The organism is Allobosea massiliensis, from assembly GCF_042655245.1.
Lineage (GTDB): Bacteria > Pseudomonadota > Alphaproteobacteria > Rhizobiales > Beijerinckiaceae > Allobosea > Allobosea massiliensis.
In genome coordinates, this window is sequence record NZ_JBHSLU010000092.1 from 36,033 (window position 1) to 54,720 (window position 18,688).

The 18,688-nt window shown below is 68.4% G+C and carries 16 protein-coding genes; 7 read left to right on the top strand and 9 right to left on the bottom strand.

What is annotated here, in order from left to right; translation table 11 throughout:
* Nucleotides 1-34: 34 nt before the first annotated feature.
* Entirely contained in the window at nucleotides 35-943 is a 909-nt protein-coding gene (locus ACFPN9_RS24630) for a polysaccharide deacetylase family protein (RefSeq protein WP_066721298.1), read from the top strand.
* Nucleotides 943-1,599, top strand: coding sequence for an aspartate/glutamate racemase family protein (locus tag ACFPN9_RS24635; protein WP_066721297.1), 657 nt, complete (start codon nucleotides 943-945; stop codon nucleotides 1,597-1,599). Before ACFPN9_RS24630 ends, ACFPN9_RS24635 begins: the two co-directional genes overlap by 1 nt.
* A gap of 176 nt (nucleotides 1,600-1,775) precedes the next feature.
* Here the strand turns inward: ACFPN9_RS24635 and ACFPN9_RS24640 are convergent, their stop codons facing one another.
* The 7 genes from ACFPN9_RS24640 to ACFPN9_RS24670 all read right to left on the bottom strand — a co-directional run bounded on the left by ACFPN9_RS24640 (nucleotide 1,776) and on the right by ACFPN9_RS24670 (nucleotide 9,275).
* The gene (locus ACFPN9_RS24640) at nucleotides 1,776-3,314 is read right to left on the bottom strand and encodes an amidohydrolase family protein (RefSeq protein ID WP_066721295.1); all 1,539 of its coding nucleotides are present in this window, start codon (nucleotides 3,312-3,314) and stop codon (nucleotides 1,776-1,778) included.
* Between the two features lie 2 nt (nucleotides 3,315-3,316).
* Nucleotides 3,317-4,192: an NHL repeat-containing protein gene (locus ACFPN9_RS24645; protein ID WP_066721293.1), complete on the bottom strand. Its 876-nt coding sequence runs from the start codon at nucleotides 4,190-4,192 to the stop codon at nucleotides 3,317-3,319.
* A gap of 178 nt (nucleotides 4,193-4,370) precedes the next feature.
* The gene (locus ACFPN9_RS24650) at nucleotides 4,371-5,279 is read right to left on the bottom strand and encodes an allantoinase PuuE (protein WP_066721291.1); all 909 of its coding nucleotides are present in this window, start codon (nucleotides 5,277-5,279) and stop codon (nucleotides 4,371-4,373) included.
* Between the two features lie 133 nt (nucleotides 5,280-5,412).
* Complete coding sequence (locus ACFPN9_RS24655; RefSeq protein WP_066721285.1) at nucleotides 5,413-6,231, bottom strand: ABC transporter permease; 819 nt, start codon at nucleotides 6,229-6,231, stop codon at nucleotides 5,413-5,415.
* Nucleotides 6,232-6,241: 10 nt separating this feature from the next.
* The gene (locus tag ACFPN9_RS24660; RefSeq protein WP_066721335.1) at nucleotides 6,242-7,105 is read right to left on the bottom strand and encodes an ABC transporter permease; all 864 of its coding nucleotides are present in this window, start codon (nucleotides 7,103-7,105) and stop codon (nucleotides 6,242-6,244) included.
* Between the two features lie 18 nt (nucleotides 7,106-7,123).
* Nucleotides 7,124-8,152 (bottom strand): extracellular solute-binding protein, encoded by a 1,029-nt coding sequence (locus ACFPN9_RS24665; RefSeq protein WP_066721282.1) that lies wholly within the window; start codon nucleotides 8,150-8,152, stop codon nucleotides 7,124-7,126.
* Between the two features lie 16 nt (nucleotides 8,153-8,168).
* Entirely contained in the window at nucleotides 8,169-9,275 is a 1,107-nt protein-coding gene (locus ACFPN9_RS24670; protein ID WP_066721280.1) for an ABC transporter ATP-binding protein, read from the bottom strand.
* Between the two features lie 376 nt (nucleotides 9,276-9,651).
* Here ACFPN9_RS24670 and ACFPN9_RS24675 point away from each other — a divergent pair, with 376 nt between their 5' ends.
* Entirely contained in the window at nucleotides 9,652-10,974 is a 1,323-nt protein-coding gene (locus ACFPN9_RS24675) for a Zn-dependent hydrolase (protein ID WP_066721278.1), read from the top strand.
* 21 nt (nucleotides 10,975-10,995) lie between these two features.
* On the opposite strand, the gene ACFPN9_RS24680 is transcribed toward ACFPN9_RS24675, so the two are convergent.
* Both ACFPN9_RS24680 and ACFPN9_RS24685 read right to left on the bottom strand, forming a co-directional pair.
* Nucleotides 10,996-11,772, bottom strand: a complete 777-nt coding sequence (locus ACFPN9_RS24680) for an SDR family oxidoreductase (RefSeq protein ID WP_066721276.1) — start codon at nucleotides 11,770-11,772, stop codon at nucleotides 10,996-10,998.
* 14 nt (nucleotides 11,773-11,786) lie between these two features.
* Nucleotides 11,787-12,542 carry a GntR family transcriptional regulator gene (locus ACFPN9_RS24685; RefSeq protein ID WP_082735101.1) on the bottom strand — a complete coding sequence of 252 codons (756 nt, stop codon included), beginning with the start codon at nucleotides 12,540-12,542 and terminating at the stop codon, nucleotides 11,787-11,789.
* 107 nt (nucleotides 12,543-12,649) lie between these two features.
* Between ACFPN9_RS24685 and ACFPN9_RS24690 the strand changes: the two genes are divergently transcribed.
* The 4 genes from ACFPN9_RS24690 to ACFPN9_RS24705 all read left to right on the top strand — a co-directional run bounded on the left by ACFPN9_RS24690 (nucleotide 12,650) and on the right by ACFPN9_RS24705 (nucleotide 18,595).
* Nucleotides 12,650-13,912: an ABC transporter substrate-binding protein gene (locus tag ACFPN9_RS24690; RefSeq protein ID WP_066721274.1), complete on the top strand. Its 1,263-nt coding sequence runs from the start codon at nucleotides 12,650-12,652 to the stop codon at nucleotides 13,910-13,912.
* A 157-nt stretch (nucleotides 13,913-14,069) separates the two neighbouring features.
* On the top strand, nucleotides 14,070-14,945 hold the full coding sequence (locus ACFPN9_RS24695; RefSeq protein ID WP_066721272.1) for a branched-chain amino acid ABC transporter permease: 876 nt from the start codon (nucleotides 14,070-14,072) through the stop codon (nucleotides 14,943-14,945).
* Nucleotides 14,946-14,952: 7 nt separating this feature from the next.
* Entirely contained in the window at nucleotides 14,953-17,478 is a 2,526-nt protein-coding gene (locus ACFPN9_RS24700) for a branched-chain amino acid ABC transporter ATP-binding protein/permease (protein WP_377817805.1), read from the top strand.
* Between the two features lie 175 nt (nucleotides 17,479-17,653).
* Nucleotides 17,654-18,595: a 3-hydroxyacyl-CoA dehydrogenase gene (locus ACFPN9_RS24705; RefSeq protein WP_066721268.1), complete on the top strand. Its 942-nt coding sequence runs from the start codon at nucleotides 17,654-17,656 to the stop codon at nucleotides 18,593-18,595.
* Nucleotides 18,596-18,688 lie beyond the last annotated feature (93 nt).

The window sequence follows — 18,688 nt, forward strand, 5'->3', positions numbered from 1 at the left end:
CGTCGTTTGCACGGCTTGAACGAGGAATGGCCGCATGACCCAGCGCGACCTCGAAGGCTATGCCGGCGCCTGGCCGGACTTCACCTGGCCCAATGGCCGGCGGCTCGCCGTCTCCGTGGTGATCAATTTCGAGGAGGGCGCGGAGCTTCAGGTCGGCGACGGCGATGCGCGCTCGGAAAGCATGGGCGAGGTGATCAGCGTCGTTCCCGCCGGCAAGCGCGACCAGGGCCAGGAGCAGATCTTCGGCTATGGCACGCGCGCGGGGCTCTGGCGCATGCTCGACGCGCTCGACGAGAGCGACATCCGCGCGACGATCTTCTTCTGCGGTCGCGCCGTCGAACGCTCGCCGGGGCTGGCGAAGGCGGTGGTGGCGCGCGGCCATGAGCCGGCGGTGCATGGCTGGCGCTGGCGGCCCCAGGCCGATTACGAGACGGCAGAGGCGGAGGCTGCGGACATCGACGCCTGCGTCGCCACCATCACCGCCGCGACGGGTGTCGCGCCGGTCGGCTTCTTCTGCCGCGGCGGGGAGAGCCCCTGGACGCGGGAGCTTCTGGCGCAGCGCGGCTTTCTCTACACCTCCAACGGCTTCGACGACGATTTGCCCTATTGGGACCGCGCACCGGGGCGCCCGCCCCTGCTCGTCGTGCCCTATGCGCTCGACAGCAACGACATGAAGTTCTTCCACCCGAACGGCTTCGTCCGTGCCCGCGAGATGGTGGAGTACGTCACCGACGCGCTCGACGTGCTCGAGGCCGAGGCCGCGCGGGGCCTGCCGCGGCTGCTCAATCTCGGCTTCCACCTGCGGATCGTCGGGCGCCCGGCGCGCTTCGCCGCCTTTCGCGACATCATGAACCTGCTGGCGGCCCGGCGCGACCGACTCTGGATCGCGACCCGCGCCGAGATCGCGCGCGCGTTCATCGCCGCCGTGCCGGAGAGTTCCTGATGCGCCTGCTGCTGATCAACCCCAACACCAATGCCGCCACGACCAACATGATGCGTGCCATCGCCCAGGCGGCAGCACCGGGCGGCACCGTGATCGACGCCATGAGCGCGCCCTATGGCGTGCCGCTGATCACGAATGAGGAGGCACTGGCCCAGTCGGCCAAGGCGGTGCAGGCGCTGACGGGGACGATCACCACCACCCCGCCGGACGGCGTCATCATCGCCGCCTTCGGTGATCCCGGCCTGGCGGCGCTGCGGCTTCGCCTCTCCTGCCCGGTCACAGGCATCGCCGAGGCCGGCATGGCCGAGGCGGGATCGGGCCGGCGGCCCTTCGCGGTGGTGACGACGACGCCCGATCTCGTCGCCTCGATCACCGGGCTCGCCCAGGCCTATGGCCATGAGAAGACGTTCCGGGGCGTAGCGCTGACAAAGGGCGACGTCCACGCGATCATGGCCGATCACGCCACGCTGGTGGAGGCGCTGGCCGAGGCCTGCAAGGAAGCGATCGAGACGCTGGGCGCGCAGGCGCTGGTGATCGGCGGCGGCCCGCTCGGCCAGGCGGCGCAATCCCTCTCGCTGCGCTTCCCCGTGCCGGTGATCGCGCCGATCCCCGCGGCGGTGCGGCTCGCGCAGAAGCGGGTTTCGCGGGGGCATTGAGCGTCGCTTCTGGAGACCGATGAACCTCCACCGTCATCTTGGACCAGCCGCGCAGCGGCGCAGGTCGGGATCCATCGGGGGGCTCCAACTGCGCCCGATGATGGATCCCGGTCGGCCTTCGGCCGCCCAGGATGACGGCCGCGATCGCTGAGCCCGGTATCCAGCAGGTGAGCCCGTCAGAAGCGCCCACTCGGGCGATAGAAGGGCTCGTCGCCCTGCCCGTCGAGATAGCCGTCGTAGAAGCGCCGGACATGCGGCAGCAGCGCCTGCGACAGGGCGATGCGGTCCCGCTCGGCCGGCGTCTTCGGCTTCGCCAGCGCCTCGGCGAGGCCGGCCAGAACAGCGTCGCGGTCGAGCCTGGTGAAGCGGCGCTCGCGATAGACGAATTCGCCGGCGATCATGACGCTGTGGACTGCCTTCGCCTTGGCACGCTGGACCAGCACCTCGACGAAGCCGAGGCCCTCGTCCTGATAGGGAAAGGTCACCGCCGGCCAGTCGAACATCACGAGGTCCGCCGCCATGCCCGGCTCCAGACGGCCGATGCGGCCGGCAAAAGGCGTCGTGCGCGCGCCGCCTTCGGTCGCCATGCGCAGCACCTGCGCCGGTGAGGGGTGGGGTGCGTCGATGCCCGGTTCGCGATGGGCGCGCAGGACGAGCCGCATCTCCTGCAGCATGTCGCGGTCGTCGTTGATGCCGGCCTCGTCGATGCCGATGGCGACGGGAATGCTGCGGGCGAGAAAGCGGTTGACCGGGGCGACGCCGCTCTTCAGCCGGAAATTCGAACTGCAGTTGTGGCAGATGCAGACGCCGCGATCGGCCGCGAGCTCGATATCGGCCTCGCTCATCCAGACGCCATGGCCGATGGTGAAATGCGGGCCGAGCAGGCCGAGCCGGTCGAGATGAGCGAGCGCCGAGCCGCCCGTGCGCTTGCGGGCATAGGCCTTCTGATACGGCGTCTCCAGCACATGCATGTGGACCGGCAGCCCGGTGCGGCGCTGCAGCTCGCCGGTGACCTCGAGGGCTTCCTCCGAGAGCCAGTGCAGGTTGGCGGGCGCGATCTGGATGCGGATGCGGTCACCGTTGCCATGGCGCGCCAGCAATTCGTCGAAAACCGCGACCTGGTCGGCGAGCGGGACGGTGAAGCGCTGGAAGAAGGCACTCGCCGCCGGACGCAACTCCTCCGGCAGGCGGGCGACGAAATCCTGGTCGGCCTCGTAGACGAGCCGGTTCTGGTCGCGCAGCGCCATCGAGTAGGAGGCGCGCATGCCGATATCGCGATAGGCGCTGATGACCTTCTCGGCGGCAGCAAGGATGTCGGCCGGCGTACCCGGCGCGCGGCTGTGGAGATGCTGAACGGTGGTGACGCCGCTCTCGATCATTTCGAAGGCGGAAAACAGCGTGTCGGCATAGAGATCGACATCGCGCAGCGCGATGCGGCTGGCGAACCAGAGCTCCAGCGGGTGGTCCGGCGAGCCGAGTTGCAGCGGCGTCAGGCCGACATGGTGATGCGCGTTGACGAAGCCCGGCGTGATCGCGAAGTCGCGCCCGCCGGTCACGGTCGCTTCGGGATAGGCCGCCTTCAGATCGGCGAGCGGCCCGGTCGCGAGGATCGCCCCCGCCTCGCAGGCGACGCCGGCATCCTGCAGCAGGACCGGCTCGCCTGCGGCGTCGAAGCCGGTGAGGAGCGTCCCGCCCCAGATGATCTGCACCGCCATTCCTATTCGTCCAGCAGCCGCAGCCGCGTCAGACGGCTGGGATTGCTCTCGGCCAGCAGGATGTCGCCGCCCGGCATGCCGTAGATTCCATGCGCGCCGTTGAGGAAGGGGCGGCAGCGGCCGAGGCGCTCGCCATGGGGGCCGATCTTCTGCAGGGTCGGCTGCGTGTCGGTGACGTAGGTGTTGCCGTCCTTGTCGCCCCAGATCGCGACGGGGTCGCGGAAATGGCTCCAGGTCGCGAGATGCTGGCCATTTCGGTTGAAGACCTGGACGCGGTTATGCGTCCGGTCGACGACGACGACGCGTCCATCGGCATGGGTCCAGAGCGCATGCGGCCATCCGAACTGGCCTTCGCCCGAGCCGTGCTCGCCCCAGCTCTGGAGATGGACGCCATAGGCCGAAAAGCGATGGATGCGGCTCGCGGCATAGCCATCGGCGACATAGATGTCGCCCCAGGCCGAGACATGCACGTCGGTCGGGTGGTTGAAGGGCGAAAGCGGCTCGCCGCGCTGGCCAAGGCCGCCCAGGCGCTCGCCGCTCGCCGAGCAGATGACGATCTCGTGCATGTCGCGATCGACGCAGAGGAGACGCCCCTGCGCATCGACCGTGAGCATGTGGGAATCGGCGATCAGGTCGCCGCCCCAGCCGCCGAGATAGTCTCCCTCGGGCGACAATTCGACCACGCGCGGATCGTCGGGTTGGGTCAAAGGATCGTGCCGCAGCATGACGAAGACATGCCCGCGGGCATCGACCGTCACATCGGTGACGAAGCCGGCATTCTCCGGCCAGGAGCCGAAGGGCCGCTCGATCAGGTAGCGCGTATCGCCGAGGGCGACGATGAGGTCGGGCTTGGGCAAGGCTTTTGTCTTTCCGTCCATCAGAGAGCAATCGTCATTCCGGGCCAGCGCAGCGCAGACCCGGAATCCATCATAGAACGCCGTACCCTACGATGGATTCCGGATCGGCGCCGTGGAGCCTGTCCTCGGGCCTGCCGAAGGCAGGACCCGGGGGCGGCTTGTCCGGAATGACGGCCGAGGGGGCTGAGCATGACGCGTGTCAGGCTGGCTGGAAAGGATGCGTCTTCGCCCAGTGCTTCGCAATGTCGAGCCGACCGGTCACCCAGACGCCCTCGTGCTTCTGGACATAGTCGAGGAAGCGCGCGAGGCCGGCCGCGCGGGCCGGATGGCCGATCAGGCGCATATGCAGGCCGACCGACATCATCTTGGGCTGGGTCGCCCCTTCCGCATAAAGCATGTCGAAGGCGTCCTTGTGCCAGTCGAAATAGTCGTTCGAGGTGGCGAAGAAGCCCGAGCCGAACTTGCCGTCATTGTTGACGAGCGAATATGGCACGACGAGATGCGGCTTGCCGTCGACCACCTTCCAGTAGGGCAGTTCGTCGTCATACGCGTCGGAATCATAGAGGAAACCACCCTCCTCCACGACGAGCCGGCGCGTGTTCACGCTCGGCCCATAGCGGCAGTACCACCCGAGCGGACGCTCGCCGACCGTGGCTTCGAGCGAGAGGATGGCCTTGCGGATATGCTCGCGCTCCTCGGCCTCCGTCAGATCGTAATGCTTGATCCAGCGCCAGCCATGGCAGCAAACGTCGAAACCGGACGCCCGGATCGCGGCCGCCGCCTCCGGATTGCGCTCGATGGCGAGCGCGCAGCCGAACACCGTCATGGGCAGGCCGCGCTCCTGGAACAGCCGCATCAACCGCCAGAAGCCGACACGGCTGCCATAGGCGAACATGCCCTCGCCGGCGAGGTCACGGCCCTTGACCCCGGTCGGCAGGCCGTTGGCCTCGGTCAGGCCGAGTTCGGTGTAGCCCTCGCCGTCCTGGATGGAGGGCTCGGAACCTTCCTCGTAGTTCATCACGAAGTTGATCGCGATGCGGGCGCCACCCGGCCATTGCGGATTGGGCGGGTTGGCGCCGTAGCCGATCAGGTCGCGGTCGTAGGTCATGTCAGTCTCCATCCCGCAGGCATGCTGCCGAACACGTCATTCTCGGGCGGAGCGAAGCGCAGACCCGAGAATCTCCGGCACGAGATGCTCGGGTCGAGCCCGAGCATGACGCGCCATATCGCCGTGCGAAGCTTCACCCGCTCATCCGCCGCGTCAGGCCGGTCAGGCGGTCCATCACGATCATCAGGATCAGCGTCGCCAGGATCAGCACGCCGGCGATGGCGGCGATGCGGACGTCGAGCGTCGTCTCCATCATCCCCCACATCCGGATCGGCAGCATGGCCGTGCGCGCGGTCGAGAGGAAGAGCGAGACCGGGACATTGTCCATCGAGGAGATGAAGGCGAGGAAGCAGCCTGCCGCGATCCCTGGCGCGATCAGCGGCAGGGTGATGCGGCGGAAGCCGTAGAGGCGGCTGGCACCGAGATTGGCGGAGGCCTCGAGCAGGGCCGGATCGAGCTGCGACAGGCTCGCCAGCGTGGTGCGGAAGACGAAGGGCGCGATCACGACGAGATGGCCCGCGATCAGCAGGTTGAGCGAGGGCCTGATGCCGAGCACCGAGAAGAACATCAGCGCGGCCAAGCCGTAGGACAGCGTCGGCAGCACCAGCGGCGACAGGAAGCTCGCCTCCAGCACGCGCGCCGAGGGCCGCGCGACCCGTGAGATCGCCAGCGCCGCGAAGACGGCGAGCACGCAGCCGATCGCGGTGGCGAGACCGGCGACCCAGAGGCTGTTCAGCGCGGCGGTGTGAATCTGGGCCGAGCGGGCGGTGTCGAACAATTCGCCGTACCAGCGCAGCGACAGGCCGGGCGGCGGGAATTTCAGCGTCTGCGAGGTGGTAAAAGAGGTCGCGATTACGACCAGCACCGGCCCGACCAGGATGAGGATGCCGAGTCCCGCGAGCAGGCCGATGATCCAGGAATAGCCGATGTCACCGAGCGTGGACCGCTGCATGGCCTGTTCCTCAGCTCGTCCTGGCGAAGCGGCCGAGCCAGCCGAGCGCCATGATGCCCGCCAGCACGGTGAAGAGCAGCGTCAGCGAGGCGACTGCCGCGAAGGGCCAGTTATAGACCACCATCGACTGCTGCCAGATCAGCGAGGGCAGATAGACCAGCCGCGCCCCGCCGATCACCGATTGCGAGATGAAGGCGGTCGTCGCCGAGGCGAAGACCAGCGTCGCGCCGGCGATCCAGCCCGGCAGCGTCAGCGGCAGGATCACCCGGAAGAAGGTTCGCCATTTCGAGGCGCCGAGCGCGCGTGAGGCATCGACCAGGTTCTGGTCCATCTGGTTCATGATGGTCAGGAGTGGCAACAACATCAGCGGCATCTCGATCTGCGTCAGCGCGATGACGAGGCCGAGCTCGGTCTGGAGCAGATTGAGCGGGGTCGAGGTCAGCCCGAGCCCGATCAGCGTCTGGTTGAGCACGCCCTCGCGCGCCAGGATCACGATCCAGGCGAAGGTGCGGATCACGACCGAGGTCAGCAGCGGCATCAGGATGATGAAGATCAGCAGCCGCTGCACGCGCGGACTCGACGCCCGGAAGACCAGCGCGAGCGGATAGGCCAGCAGCGTCGTCGCCAGCACGGCGAAGACGCCGAGCTTGAGCGTGTCGAAGATCACCTTCCGGTAGAAGGCATCGCCATAGAACTTCGTCCAGGAATCGAACCCCAGCCGCGTCTGCTCGGCATCGGCATAGAAGCTGATGCCGAGCAGGATCGCAAAGGGGGCGGCGAAGAAGGCGAGATAGGTCAGGCCGAGCGGCGCCGCGAGGCGCCAGTCGACCCTGGCTCCCGGAACGCCACCGCTCCCGGCGGCCGCTGCAGCCATGCCCGCCATCGTGGGATCCTACTTGGTGATTTCCTTGTTGAATCGCTCGATCCAGGCGGCGCGCTGCGGGTTGATCACCGTCCAGTCATGCGTGACCATCGTCGCCAGTTCATCGAGCGACTTGATGTCGAGCGTCTCGACCAGCTTCACGTCCTTGTTGATCGGGACCATGTTGTAGGGCTGCTTCTGCAGCTCGGCCTGAACATCCGACGAGATCGCGGTGTCGATGTACTTGTAGGCGTTGGCGACGTTGTCGGCGCCCTTCACGATGTGCAGCGTGGTCTGGAAGGTGATCGCGCCGGTCTCGGGCTTGATGAACTCGATATCGACGCCACGACCCTTCAGCGTCGCGACCGTGTTGGTGTTGGTGTACATGATGTCGATCTGGCCCTGCTGGAACAGGCCGGGCATGGCGGCGGGCGCGGCGACCGCGGCCGCCTTCGACACCGCCTTCTTCAGCTCGGCGAAGACCGGCTCGACATTGGTGGCGGAGCCGCCGAAGACCTTCGCCATCTCGATGATCGAGACCGTGCCGAAGGTGGTCTGGAAGCCGGTCAGGCCCAGCCGCTCGACATAAGGCGACTTGAACAGGTCGGCCCAGCCCTTGGGAGGCGTGGCGAACTTCTTCGGGTTGTAGGCGATGCCGACGACCTGGGCGTTGCAGGTCACGCCATGCGACTTGATCAGGCCCGTCGGGATCTTCGCGGCGTTGGCCAGCTTGGCGGGATCGATCGGCTCGAACAGGCCGGCGGCCTGCGCCGCCGCGGCCGGGCCGGGATCGAGCACGAAGCAGTCGAAGGGCGGCACGCCGCGCGCCGCGCGCACCTTGGCGACCTGATCGACGGCGAACAGCGCGTCGAAGGCGACGTCGACGCCGGCGTTCTTCTTGAGCGCCGGAGCGACGACGCCGCGATAGGCTTCTTCCCAGGTGCCGGGATAGATCGCGGCGGTGAGGCTGCCGGAGGCGCTGGCGCGCAGCGGCAGGAGCGACGCCAGGCCGAGCGCGCCCGCGCCGGCCAGGAGATCTCGACGGTTCATCTGTGTCATCGGCAGGGGCTCCGGTTCAGGGTTGGGCGGCAAAGAGGACGGGGCGGGCATGGTCGGCGAGGCCGCAGAAGGTCGTGCCCGAGCGGCCCGAGGCCATGCCGGGACGGCGCGGCATCGCGATCTTCAGCGAGGCGCCGTCGGCACTGGTGACGTCGTGGATCAGCTCACCGCCGATCGGCAGGCTGAGCTTGAGCTCGACCGGGAAGCGGCCCTCCCCGGCCTCGTCGGCGAGCCGCATCTGCTCGGGGCGGACCGAGACGAGAACCGGCTGGCCGGGTGCGAAGCGGGCGGCGGACGGCACCGTCCAGGCGGCACCGTTGCCGAGCGTCACCGCGTAGCCGCCCTCGACAGGCGCCGCGATCTGCCCGCTGAGGAGGTTGCTGGAGCCGATGAAGCTGTTGACGAACAGCGTGGCGGGCTCGTCATAGACCTGAACCGGCGTGCCGAGCTGCTCGATCTTCCCCTGGCTCATCACGGCGATGCGGTCGGCGATCGCCATCGCTTCGTCCTGGTCGTGCGTGACCATGATCGCGGTCAGGGCGAATTGGCGCTGCAGCCGCTTGATCTCGATCTGCATGTCGAGCCGCAGGTTCTTGTCGAGGGCCGCGAAGGGCTCGTCGAGCAGCAGGATGCGCGGCCGCATGGCGAGTGCCCGCGCCAGCGCAACGCGCTGCTGCTGCCCGCCGGAGAGCTGCTTGGGCTTGCGGTCGGCGAAGCCCGCCATCTGGACGGTGGCGAGCATCTCCTCGACGCGCTGGGCCTGCACGCTGCGGCTCTCGCCGCGGGCGGCCAGCCCATAGGCGATGTTCTCGGCCACCGTCATGTGCGGGAACAGCGCGTAGTTCTGGAAGACGATGCCGATCTCGCGGCGGTTGGGCGGCAGGGTGTCGATCGGGCGGCCATCGATCAGGACCTTGCCGTTGCCCTGCTGGATGAAGCCGGCGACGATCCGCAACAGGGTGGTCTTGCCGCAGCCGGAGGGGCCGAGCAGCGCGACGAGTTCGCCGCCCTTGACCTCGAGCGTGACGTTGTCGACCGCCAGCCCGCCGCCATAGCTGTGCGTGATGCCGTCCAGCGTGAGCGGCTGGGCGGAGATCGAAGCGTCGGAGGCAGGCGCAGCCATTGTGATGACGACATTCCTCGGCCGGTGGGGCGCCACAAGCCAGCAACAGCCGTGCCAACCGCAGCCGGCCTCGTTCCGGCGAACGCGGCCGTCCGACGCCCCCCGATTCGTGCAGCGGGCGGACGCGGGCCGGCCTTCTGCGGCGGCGGCGCATGCTTGCGCGCCATCTGCCTGTTTGCGCGGCAGTCGCGGCCGGCGCCCGCCGCGCGCCGGTGCGGATGGGCAGCGCGACATGGCGGGCATGCCCGCGGTGAATGGCCCAGCCGCTCCCCGGCGGACCGAGGTCATTGCCTGTGCCCGGCGGCTCCAGCACTGTCTCGCCCGAGCCGGCGGTCCCGCCGGATACGAACCTCGTAGCGCCTACCAGGATGGCTCCATGTCGTTGACCCCCGCGCCAGAGACGGAGCAGCCGGTGCTTGCGATCTCTCCGGAGCGACTGGCGGCCGCCGTCGCGGCGCAGCGCGGCCTCGCCGAGCGCCTCTTTGCGAGACTGGCCGAGGGCAGCCCCGGAAACCCCGGCATCATGCGCGACACCTATGGCGCGGGCGAGGATTTCGGCCATCGCGTCTTCGCGGAGGCCGCCGCAGCGGCGGGGCTCGCGGTGACCACCGACGCCGCGCTCAACACCTATGCGACCTGGCGCGGCAGCGATCCGTCAGCCCCGGCGATCCTGATGGGATCGCATCTCGACAGCGTGCCCCACGGCGGCAATTTCGACGGCGCCGCCGGCGTGGTGGCGGGTCTCGTCACGCTGGCTGCGCTCCGGACTCTGGGCGTGGCTCCGCGACGCGACCTGACGGTGATGGGTGTCCGCGCGGAGGAGAGCGTCTGGTTCCAGGTGTCCTATATCGGCAGCCGCGGCGCGCTCGGAACGCTGCCCGAGGGCGCGCTGGAGGCCAAGCGCATCGATACCGGCCGCCCCCTCGCCGACCATATCCGGGACTGCGGCGGCGACCCCGAGGCGATGCGGCGCCGCGAGCGCAGCCTCGATCCCGGCCGGATCCGGGCCTTTCTGGAAGTCCATATCGAGCAGGCACCGAGCCTGGTCGAGGCCGGATTCCCGATCGCGATCTGCACCGGCATCCCCGGCAATTTCCGCCATCCGAATGCGCGCATTCTCGGCCGCTACGATCATGTCGGCACGCCCCGGCGCTTCCGCCGCGACGCGGCCATGGCCGGCATGGCGCTGGCGGCGGAACTCGATGCGATCTGGGCCGAGCACGAGGCGCGCGGTGAGGGAATGGCCGTGACCTTCGGGCGCTTCCACACCGATGCCGACAAGCACGGCATGACCACCGTTCCGGGCGAATTCCGCTTCAGCCTCGACGTGCGCGCCTATGACGAGGCGGTGCTCGCCCGCGTGGAGGCGCGGATGCATGAGGCGATCGCGCGGATCGAGGCCGAGCGCAGCGTCGTGTTCGACCTGGGAACGCGCGCCTCGGCTGCGGTCGGGCCGGTCGATCCCGGTATCCGGACGGCGCTGACGGATGCGGCGGAGCGGCTCGGCATTCCCGCCATGCCGCTGGGCAGCCCGGCCTCGCATGATTCCGCCGCGTTTGCCACTGCGGGCGTGCCCGTGGCGATGTTGTTCGTGCGCAACGAGCACGGCAGCCACAACCCGCTGGAGGCGATGGCGATCGACGATTTCATGGCCGCGGCTACCGTGCTCGCGCAATGGGTCGCCGACAACGCCGGCTGAGCGGCCGCGCCGGGCCGGCCGTCAGGCCAGCATGCGCGTGTCGCCGCAGACCGAGATCTCCTGCCCCGAGATCGTCTTCGCGAAGGGCGAGGCGAGGAAGACGATCTGCTTCGCGATGTCGGCGGGATCGACAAATTGCTTGATCGAGACGCCGGCGAAGAGGCGCTGCGTCATCTCCTCATGCGAGACGTTGAAGCTGCGCGCCTTGTTGGCGATGACGCTCTGGATGCGCGGCCCCTCGACGAGGCCGGGGCAGATCGCATTGGCGCGGATGCCGAATTCGCCCAATTCGGCGGAGAGCGCCTTGGTGAAGCCTATCACGCCCCATTTCGCCGCCGCATAGGGCGAGCGCAGCGGGAAGCCGTGCTTGCCGGCCTGGCTGGAGAGATTGACGATCGAGGCGTTCTTCGACTGCTTGAGATGCGGGACCGCGAGCCGCGTGCAGTTGAACTGCCCGGTCAGATCGATCGCGACGCACGAATCCCAGTCTTCCGGCGCGATCTCGTCGACGCGTCCCGTCGGGCCCGCGATGCCGGCATTGTTGACCAGGCAGTCGAGCCCGCCCAGCGCCGCCAGCGCCTCCTCCATCAACCGCGCGACGGCGGCCCGGTCCGAGACGTCGCAGACCGACTGCGTCATCGCCGGGTCGCTCTTTGCCATGTCGGCGAGCGCGGCATGGTCGACGTCGCAGATATGGACCTTCGCGCCCTCGGCCGCGAAGGCACGCGCCGTGGCGCGGCCGATGCCGTTGGCGCCGGCCGTCACCAGCACGCGCAGCCCCTCGATCTGCAGATCCATTCCGTGTCTCCCCGTCAGGCCCGAAGCTGGCCCGTTTCCTCGATATGGGCGGCGGCGGCCGCGATGTCGTCTTCCAGCGCCGCGCGGGCGGCCGGCGCGTCCCGGCGGCGCACGGCCTCCAGCAGTCGGGCATGGGCCTGCATCGCGCTGCCGCCCTCGAGCCTCCGCGGCTCGTGGCGCATGTCGAGATTGAGGATCGGCCCGGCCTTGAGCCAGAGCCGCTCGATCATCTCGATCAGGCTCGGCATCGCGGCCGCCTCATAGAGCGCGAAATGCAGGTCGCGATTGGCGGCGACGGCCGCGGCGCTGTCGGGCGGATCGGCGCTCGCCGCCTGGCGGAAAGCCGCATCGAAGGCTGCGATCCGGTCTATGTCGGCGGGCCTCGCCTGCCGCGCCGCCTCCTCAGCCGCAAAGCCCTCGACGACGAGGCGCAGCCGCGTCAGTTCGCGAAACTGCGCCAGCGAGAGCACGGGCACGCGCACCGCCCGCCCGGGCAACACTTCGAGCGCGCCATCGGCCGCGAGCCGGCTGACCGCCTCGCGCACCGGCATCATCGAGACGCCGAGCGCTTCGGCGACGCGGCGCAGCGAGAGTTTCTCGCCGGGCGCCAGACGGCCCGCAACCAGCAGCGCACGCAATTCGCCCGTGACGCGCTCGCCGAGCGTCTCACGCGCCAAGGCGCCGATGGCATCGAGCGCGGATGAGTCTGCGTCGCCCGGGGAAGCCGGGCGCTCGGTGGCGCTTCGCAAGGGCTGGACAGCGGCGGTCATGTCTGCCAACCTAACTGTGATCACAGATCACGACAAGCGGCGTCAGACCGCTGATCAACATCCGCCGACGCCCCAACGGTGCGGCATCCGTTCTGGGAGGAACGCTCATGTCAGACCTGTCGAAGACGAACCGACTCTCGCGCCGGCAGGCGCTCGCCGGCCTCGGTGCCGGCACCGCCGCCGGCCTGATCGCCAGCCCCTCGATCATCCTGGCGCAGACGCCTGACGCGATCCGTTTCGGCCATCTGACGCCACGGACGGGCTTTCTCGGCCCGCTCGGCGAGTATGGCGTCATGGCGGTCGATCTCGCGGTCGAGGAGATCAATGCGGCCGGCGGCGTCAACGGCCGCAAGCTCGAGGCGCTGAAGGAGGATTCGGTCAATCCGCAGACGGCCTCGACCAAGGCCGAGCGCATGATCGAGCGCGACAAGGTCACCTGCATCCTCGGCGAAATCTCCTCGGCCTCCTGCCTGACGATCTCGCAGGTCGCGGCGCGCAACAAGACGCTCTTCGTCAACACCGGCGGCAATTCGGACGCACTGCGCGGCGAGAGCTGCAACCGCTACATGTTCCATGTCGAGCACCAGAACTCGATGTATGTGAAGAGCTGCGGCCGCTCGCTGATGGCGCAGGGGCTGGTGAAGGGCAAGAAGTGGTTCTCGCTCACCGCCGACTACGCCTTCGGCCATGACCTGCTCAAGGTCGCCAAGCGCTTCATGGAGGCCAATGGCGGCCAGTTCGCCGCCGACAAGCTGGTGCCGACGGACGCGACCGACTTCTCGGCGCTGCTGCTGGAAATCCGCGCCGCCAAGCCCGACCTCGTGATCTCGAACCTCGCCGGCAACCAGATCACCAACTTCCTCAAGCAATATGCCGAGTTCGGACTGACCTTCCCGGTCGCCGGCTTCGGCTTCGACACGGCGCTGGCCTGGGCCGCGGGCAAGGACAATTTCGCCGGCATCTGGCCCTGCGTCTGGCACCATCTGATCGACACCCCCGGCACAAAGGCCTTTGTCGCCGCCTTCACCAAGAAGTACGGCAAGCCGCCCGAGAACCAGGCCTGGGGCGACTACATGGCCGTGAAGATCATGGCGCAGTCGATGAACGAGCTGAAATCGACGGAGACGGCCAAGATCCTGGAGCATTGGGAAAAGGGCGCCAAGTTCGACGTGCTCAAGGGCCGGCCCGGCTATTTCCGCGCCTCGGACCACCAGCTCATCAGCGAGATGTACACGATCACCGCGCTGCCGCCGGCCCAGGTCAAGAACCCATGGGACCTCTTCACCTCCTCACCCGCCGTGCCCGGCCCGAACGAGGACATGGAGGTCATCGCCACCAGCGGCGACGAGGCCGTCTGCAAGATGAGCTGAGGGTCCATCCGTCATTCTCGGGCGGCGCGCAGCGCCGACCCGGGAATCTCATGACGAGAGAAGCTCCGGGTCTCCGAGATGGTCGGGTCAAGCCCGACCATGACGCGCCACGCTGAAGGCCTCTTCCTGCAGCGCGCATTCCGATAAAGGCCAATCCTTGCTCACCCTCTTCATCCAGCAGGTGCTGAACGGGCTGCTCGACGGGGTCTATTACCTCCTGATCGCGCTCGGCCTGTCGCTGATCTTCTCGCTGGGCGGCATCGTGAACCTGGCGCATGGCGCCTTCTACGCGATCGGCGCCTATCTCACGATCGTGCTGGCCCCGCATATCGGCTTCGGCGGCGCGATGGTGGCCTCGCCCGTGCTGGTCGCGCTGATCGGCATCGTCGTCGAGCGCGGGCTCTTTCAGCGATTTTACAGATCCGATCCAATTCTCTCGCTGCTGCTCACTTTCGGGCTCGCCATGGTGGCGGAGCAGTCGCTGCGGATGATCTTCGGAGCGCCGCCGCTCTCCTTCTCGATCCCGCGTGAGCTGCGCGGCCAGATCTTCATCGGCGACTTCATCTATTCGCGCTACCGGGCGATGCTGCTCCTGATCGCGGCCGGCTGTGTGCTGGGCCTGTGGTTCCTGCTGCAGCGCACTGCCTTCGGCCGCGTCGTGCGCGCCGGCGTGCAGAACCCCGACATGGTCGGCGCGCTCGGGATCTCCTTGCAGCCCTACATGGTCGCGGTCGCCGGCATCGGCATCGGGCTCGCGGGCCTGGCCGGCGTGCTGCTGGCGCCGATCTATTCGATCCATCCCGCCATGGGGCAGGAGATCATCACGCCGGCCTTCGTCGTCGTCGTCATCGGAGGCCTGGGCTCCTTCTGGGGCGTGGTGGTGGCCGCGCTGATGGTCGGGCTGGTGAAGGGCATCACCATCGGGCTTGGCTACACGCAGTGGTCGACGGCCGTGATCTACCTGATGATGCTGCTCGTCCTGCTGTTCCGGCCCCGCGGCCTGTTCGGCGAACGCATCCAGCGTTTCGAGTGAGGCCGCGATGACTCCCCTTCAGCGCGATCACGCGCCTCTCCTCATCGCAGCGACCGGCCTCGTCGCCCTGCCCTTCCTGATGGATGTCATCGGGCTCGGCACGACCTCGGCGACCGAGATCGTCGTCTTCGCCATCGCCTGCATGGCGCTGAACATCCTCGTCGGCACCACGGGTCTGGTCTCCTTCGGCCATGGCGCCTGGTTCGGGCTCGCCGCCTATGCCGCAGGGCTGATCCAGCGCAACTGGCTGCCGGGCCAATTCGCCCTGCCGATCCTGCTGGCCGTGCTCTTCGTCGGGCTGATCGCGTTTGCTTTCGGGGCGCTGATTCTGCGGCGCAAGGGCGTCTATTTCTCGCTGCTGACGCTGGCACTCGCCGCGATGACCTACTCCGTCGCCTTCCGCTGGACGGCGGTGACGGGCGGCGAGGACGGGCTCGGCGGCATCACGCGGCCGCTCTTCCTCGGCATCGATTTCGAGGAGGCGTCGCGCTTCTATGTCCTCGTCGCGCTGATCGGCTTGGCCGTCGTCTATGGTCTCTGGCGCTTTCATCGCTCGCCTGTCGGCACCGTGCTGGTGGCGATCCGCGAGAACGAGCAGCGGGCGCGTTTCCTCGGCTACGCCACCGACCGCTACAAGCTGATCGCCTTCACGCTCTCGGCGGCGCTGACGGGACTCGCCGGCTCGCTGCTGCTGTTCAACAACCGGATGACCTCGGCCGAGCCGATTTCGGTCGCGTTCTCCGGCGAATTGCTGGCGATGGTCGTGATCGGCGGCATGCGCTCGTTTCTCGGGCCGGCGCTGGGTGCGCTGTTCTTCGTGATCTTCCGCGACTATCTCTCCAGCCTCACGCCGAACTGGCTGTTCTGGTTCGGCCTGCTCTTCGTCGGCTTCATCGTGTTCTCGCCGACCGGCATCGTCGGCTTCGGCGAGCGGCTCCTGCGACCCTTCCGCAAGTCGGTCGTGGGCGATGCTGCGATGGCGGAGCGCAAGGCCGGCACCGTGACGCTGCCCGCCTTCATGAGGCCGGCCGACCCGACCGATGGCACGATCCTGACGGCGCGCGGTCTCGCGAAGAGCTTCGGGGGGATCAAGGCGGTCGAGGGCGTGGACATCACCATGGCCGACCGCAAGCTGCATGCGCTGATCGGCCCCAATGGCGCGGGCAAGACCACGGCCTTCAACCTGATCTCGGGGCTGTTTCCGCCCGATCGCGGCGAGGTCAGGCTGCGCGAGCGCGCGATCGGCGGGATGTCGCCCGAGGCAATCACGCAAGCCGGGATCGGCCGCGCCTTCCAGATCACCAACCTCTTCCCGACCCTGTCGGTCGAGGAGAATGTGCGGCTCGCCGTCCAGGCCCGTGCCGAGGCGCGCTTCGGCTTCTGGTGGCCGGCCGGCGCGCTCGCCGAGGTCAACGCGCAGACCGCGACCGTGATCGATACGATGGGCCTGCGCGGCATCGAGACGGCGGAGGCCGGATCGCTGAGCTATGGCGGCCAGCGCCTGCTCGACATGAGCCTCGCACTCGCGACGAAGCCGCGCGTGCTGCTGCTCGACGAGCCCTTGGCGGGTCTGGCGGCCGCCGAGCGCGAGCGTGTCGGCAACCTGATCAAGTCGATTTCGACCGACCTGCCGGTGCTGCTGGTCGAGCACGATATCGACCGCGTTTTTGCCATCGCCGACCATGTCACCGTGATGAACGAGGGCTCGGTTCTGGTCGACGGCACGGTCGAGGATGCGCGCTCCTCGCCGCGGGTGCAGGAGGTCTATATCGGCTCGGGCGCGCATGCGCTGGCCGAGAAACCGCGCCAGAGCGCCGCGCGCAGCCCCGTCCTGCTCGGCCTCGACAAGGTCGATACCTTCTACGGCAAGAGCCACATCCTGCGGCAGGTCTCGCTCGACGTGCATGAGAACGAGATCGTCGCGCTGCTCGGCCGCAACGGCGCCGGCAAGTCGACCCTACTGAAGACCATCACCGGCATCGCCCCGCCGGCGAGCGGCACGATCACGCTCGCGGGCCGGGACATCGCCGGGCAGCCGCCCGCCGCGATCGCGCGCGCCGGCATCGCCTATGTGCCGCAGGGCCGCGGGCTTTTCGCGGGCATGAGCGTCAAGGACAATATGGAACTCGGGCGGCTCAAGCGCGTCACCGGCAACGGCACGCATTGGGACGACGAGAAGATCTTCGCCTTCTTCCCGCGCATCAAGCAGCGCTGGCATTCGCCCGCCGATTATCTCTCGGGCGGGGAGCAGCAGATGGTGGCGGTGGCGCGCGCGCTCTCGGGCGACACCCGCGTGCTGCTGCTCGACGAGCCCTTCGAGGGGCTGGCGCCGGCCGTCGTCGAGGAGCTGTTCGAGGCCTTCGACAAGCTCCGCCAGGAGATCGGGATCGTCATCGTCGACCACCATCTCGACCTCGCGCTCGCCCTCTCCGACCGGGCCGTGGTGCTGGAGCGCGGCAGCGTGGTCCATACCGGCCCGTCGCGGGCGCTGAGCCAGGATCTCGCGCTCCGGCGGCAGGTGTTGTGGCTGTGATGGATCGCCGGCCTTTCGGCGGGAGCGCCGCACCCTCCGCGTCATGGTCGGGCTTGTCCCGACCATCCACATCTTCCGCCATCGAGCGCTACGCCGAAGACGTGGATGCTCGCCACAAGGGCGAGCATGACGGATCACTTGACCGACCTTGCATCGTCCAACGGAACGCCGCGTCATGACCCACATCGCCATCGTCGGTTCAGGCCTGATCGGCCGCGCCTGGGCCACCGTCTTCGCCAGCCATGGCTGTTCGGTCGCGCTGCATGACGTCGCGCCCGGCGCCGCGGAGGCCGCTCGAGCGCATATCGGCACCAATCTCGATGAGCTTGCCGGCCATGGGCTGGTCGAGGACCCGAAGGGATCGCTGGCCCGCATCCGCGTTGCCGGCGACCTCGCCGATGTCCTGACGGGTGCCGACCTCGTGCAGGAAAACGGGCCTGAAACCGTCGCGGCGAAGCAGCAGCTCTTCGCCGAGATGGATGCGATCTGTCCGCCCTCGACCATCCTGGCCTCCTCGACCTCCTTTATCATGGCCTCGGTGTTCAGCGAGGCTCTCGCAGGCCGGGCGCGCTGCCTCGTCGCGCATCCGGTCAACCCGCCCCATCTCGTGCCCATCGTCGAGCTGGCGCCGGCGCCCTGGACCGACCCGGCGGTGGTCGAGCGGGCGCGGGCGATCTACGAGCAGGCCGGCCAGGTGCCGATCGTGCTGCGCAAGGAAAAGCCCGGCTTCGTGCTGAATCGTCTGCAGGCCGTGCTGCTGGCCGAGGCCTTCCGGATCGTCGGCGAGGGGGTCGCCAGCGCCGAGGATGTCGACAAGACGATCCGCGACGGCCTCGGTCTGCGCTGGTCCTTCATGGGGCCGTTCGAGACGATCGAACTCAACGCGCCCGGCGGTATCCCCGATTACTGCGCGCGCTATTCGGCCTCGCTCGATCGCATGGTGAAGTCCTCCGAAGGGCTGGGCAATCCGTTCGACGCGACGACGGTCGAGACCGTGATGAGCGAATGGCGCGGCGCGCAGTCGCCAGAGCGGGTGAAGCGCCTCAGCGACTGGCGCGACACGCGGCTGGCGGCGCTGCAGGCGCACAAGCGCGCCTCGCAAAGCAAGCCGGAATGAATAGCCTCAGCCGTCATTGCGAGCGCAGCGAAGCAATCCAGGGGCGGCCGCGCTCGACGTCCTCCTGGTTTGCTTCGCTCCGCTCGCAATGAC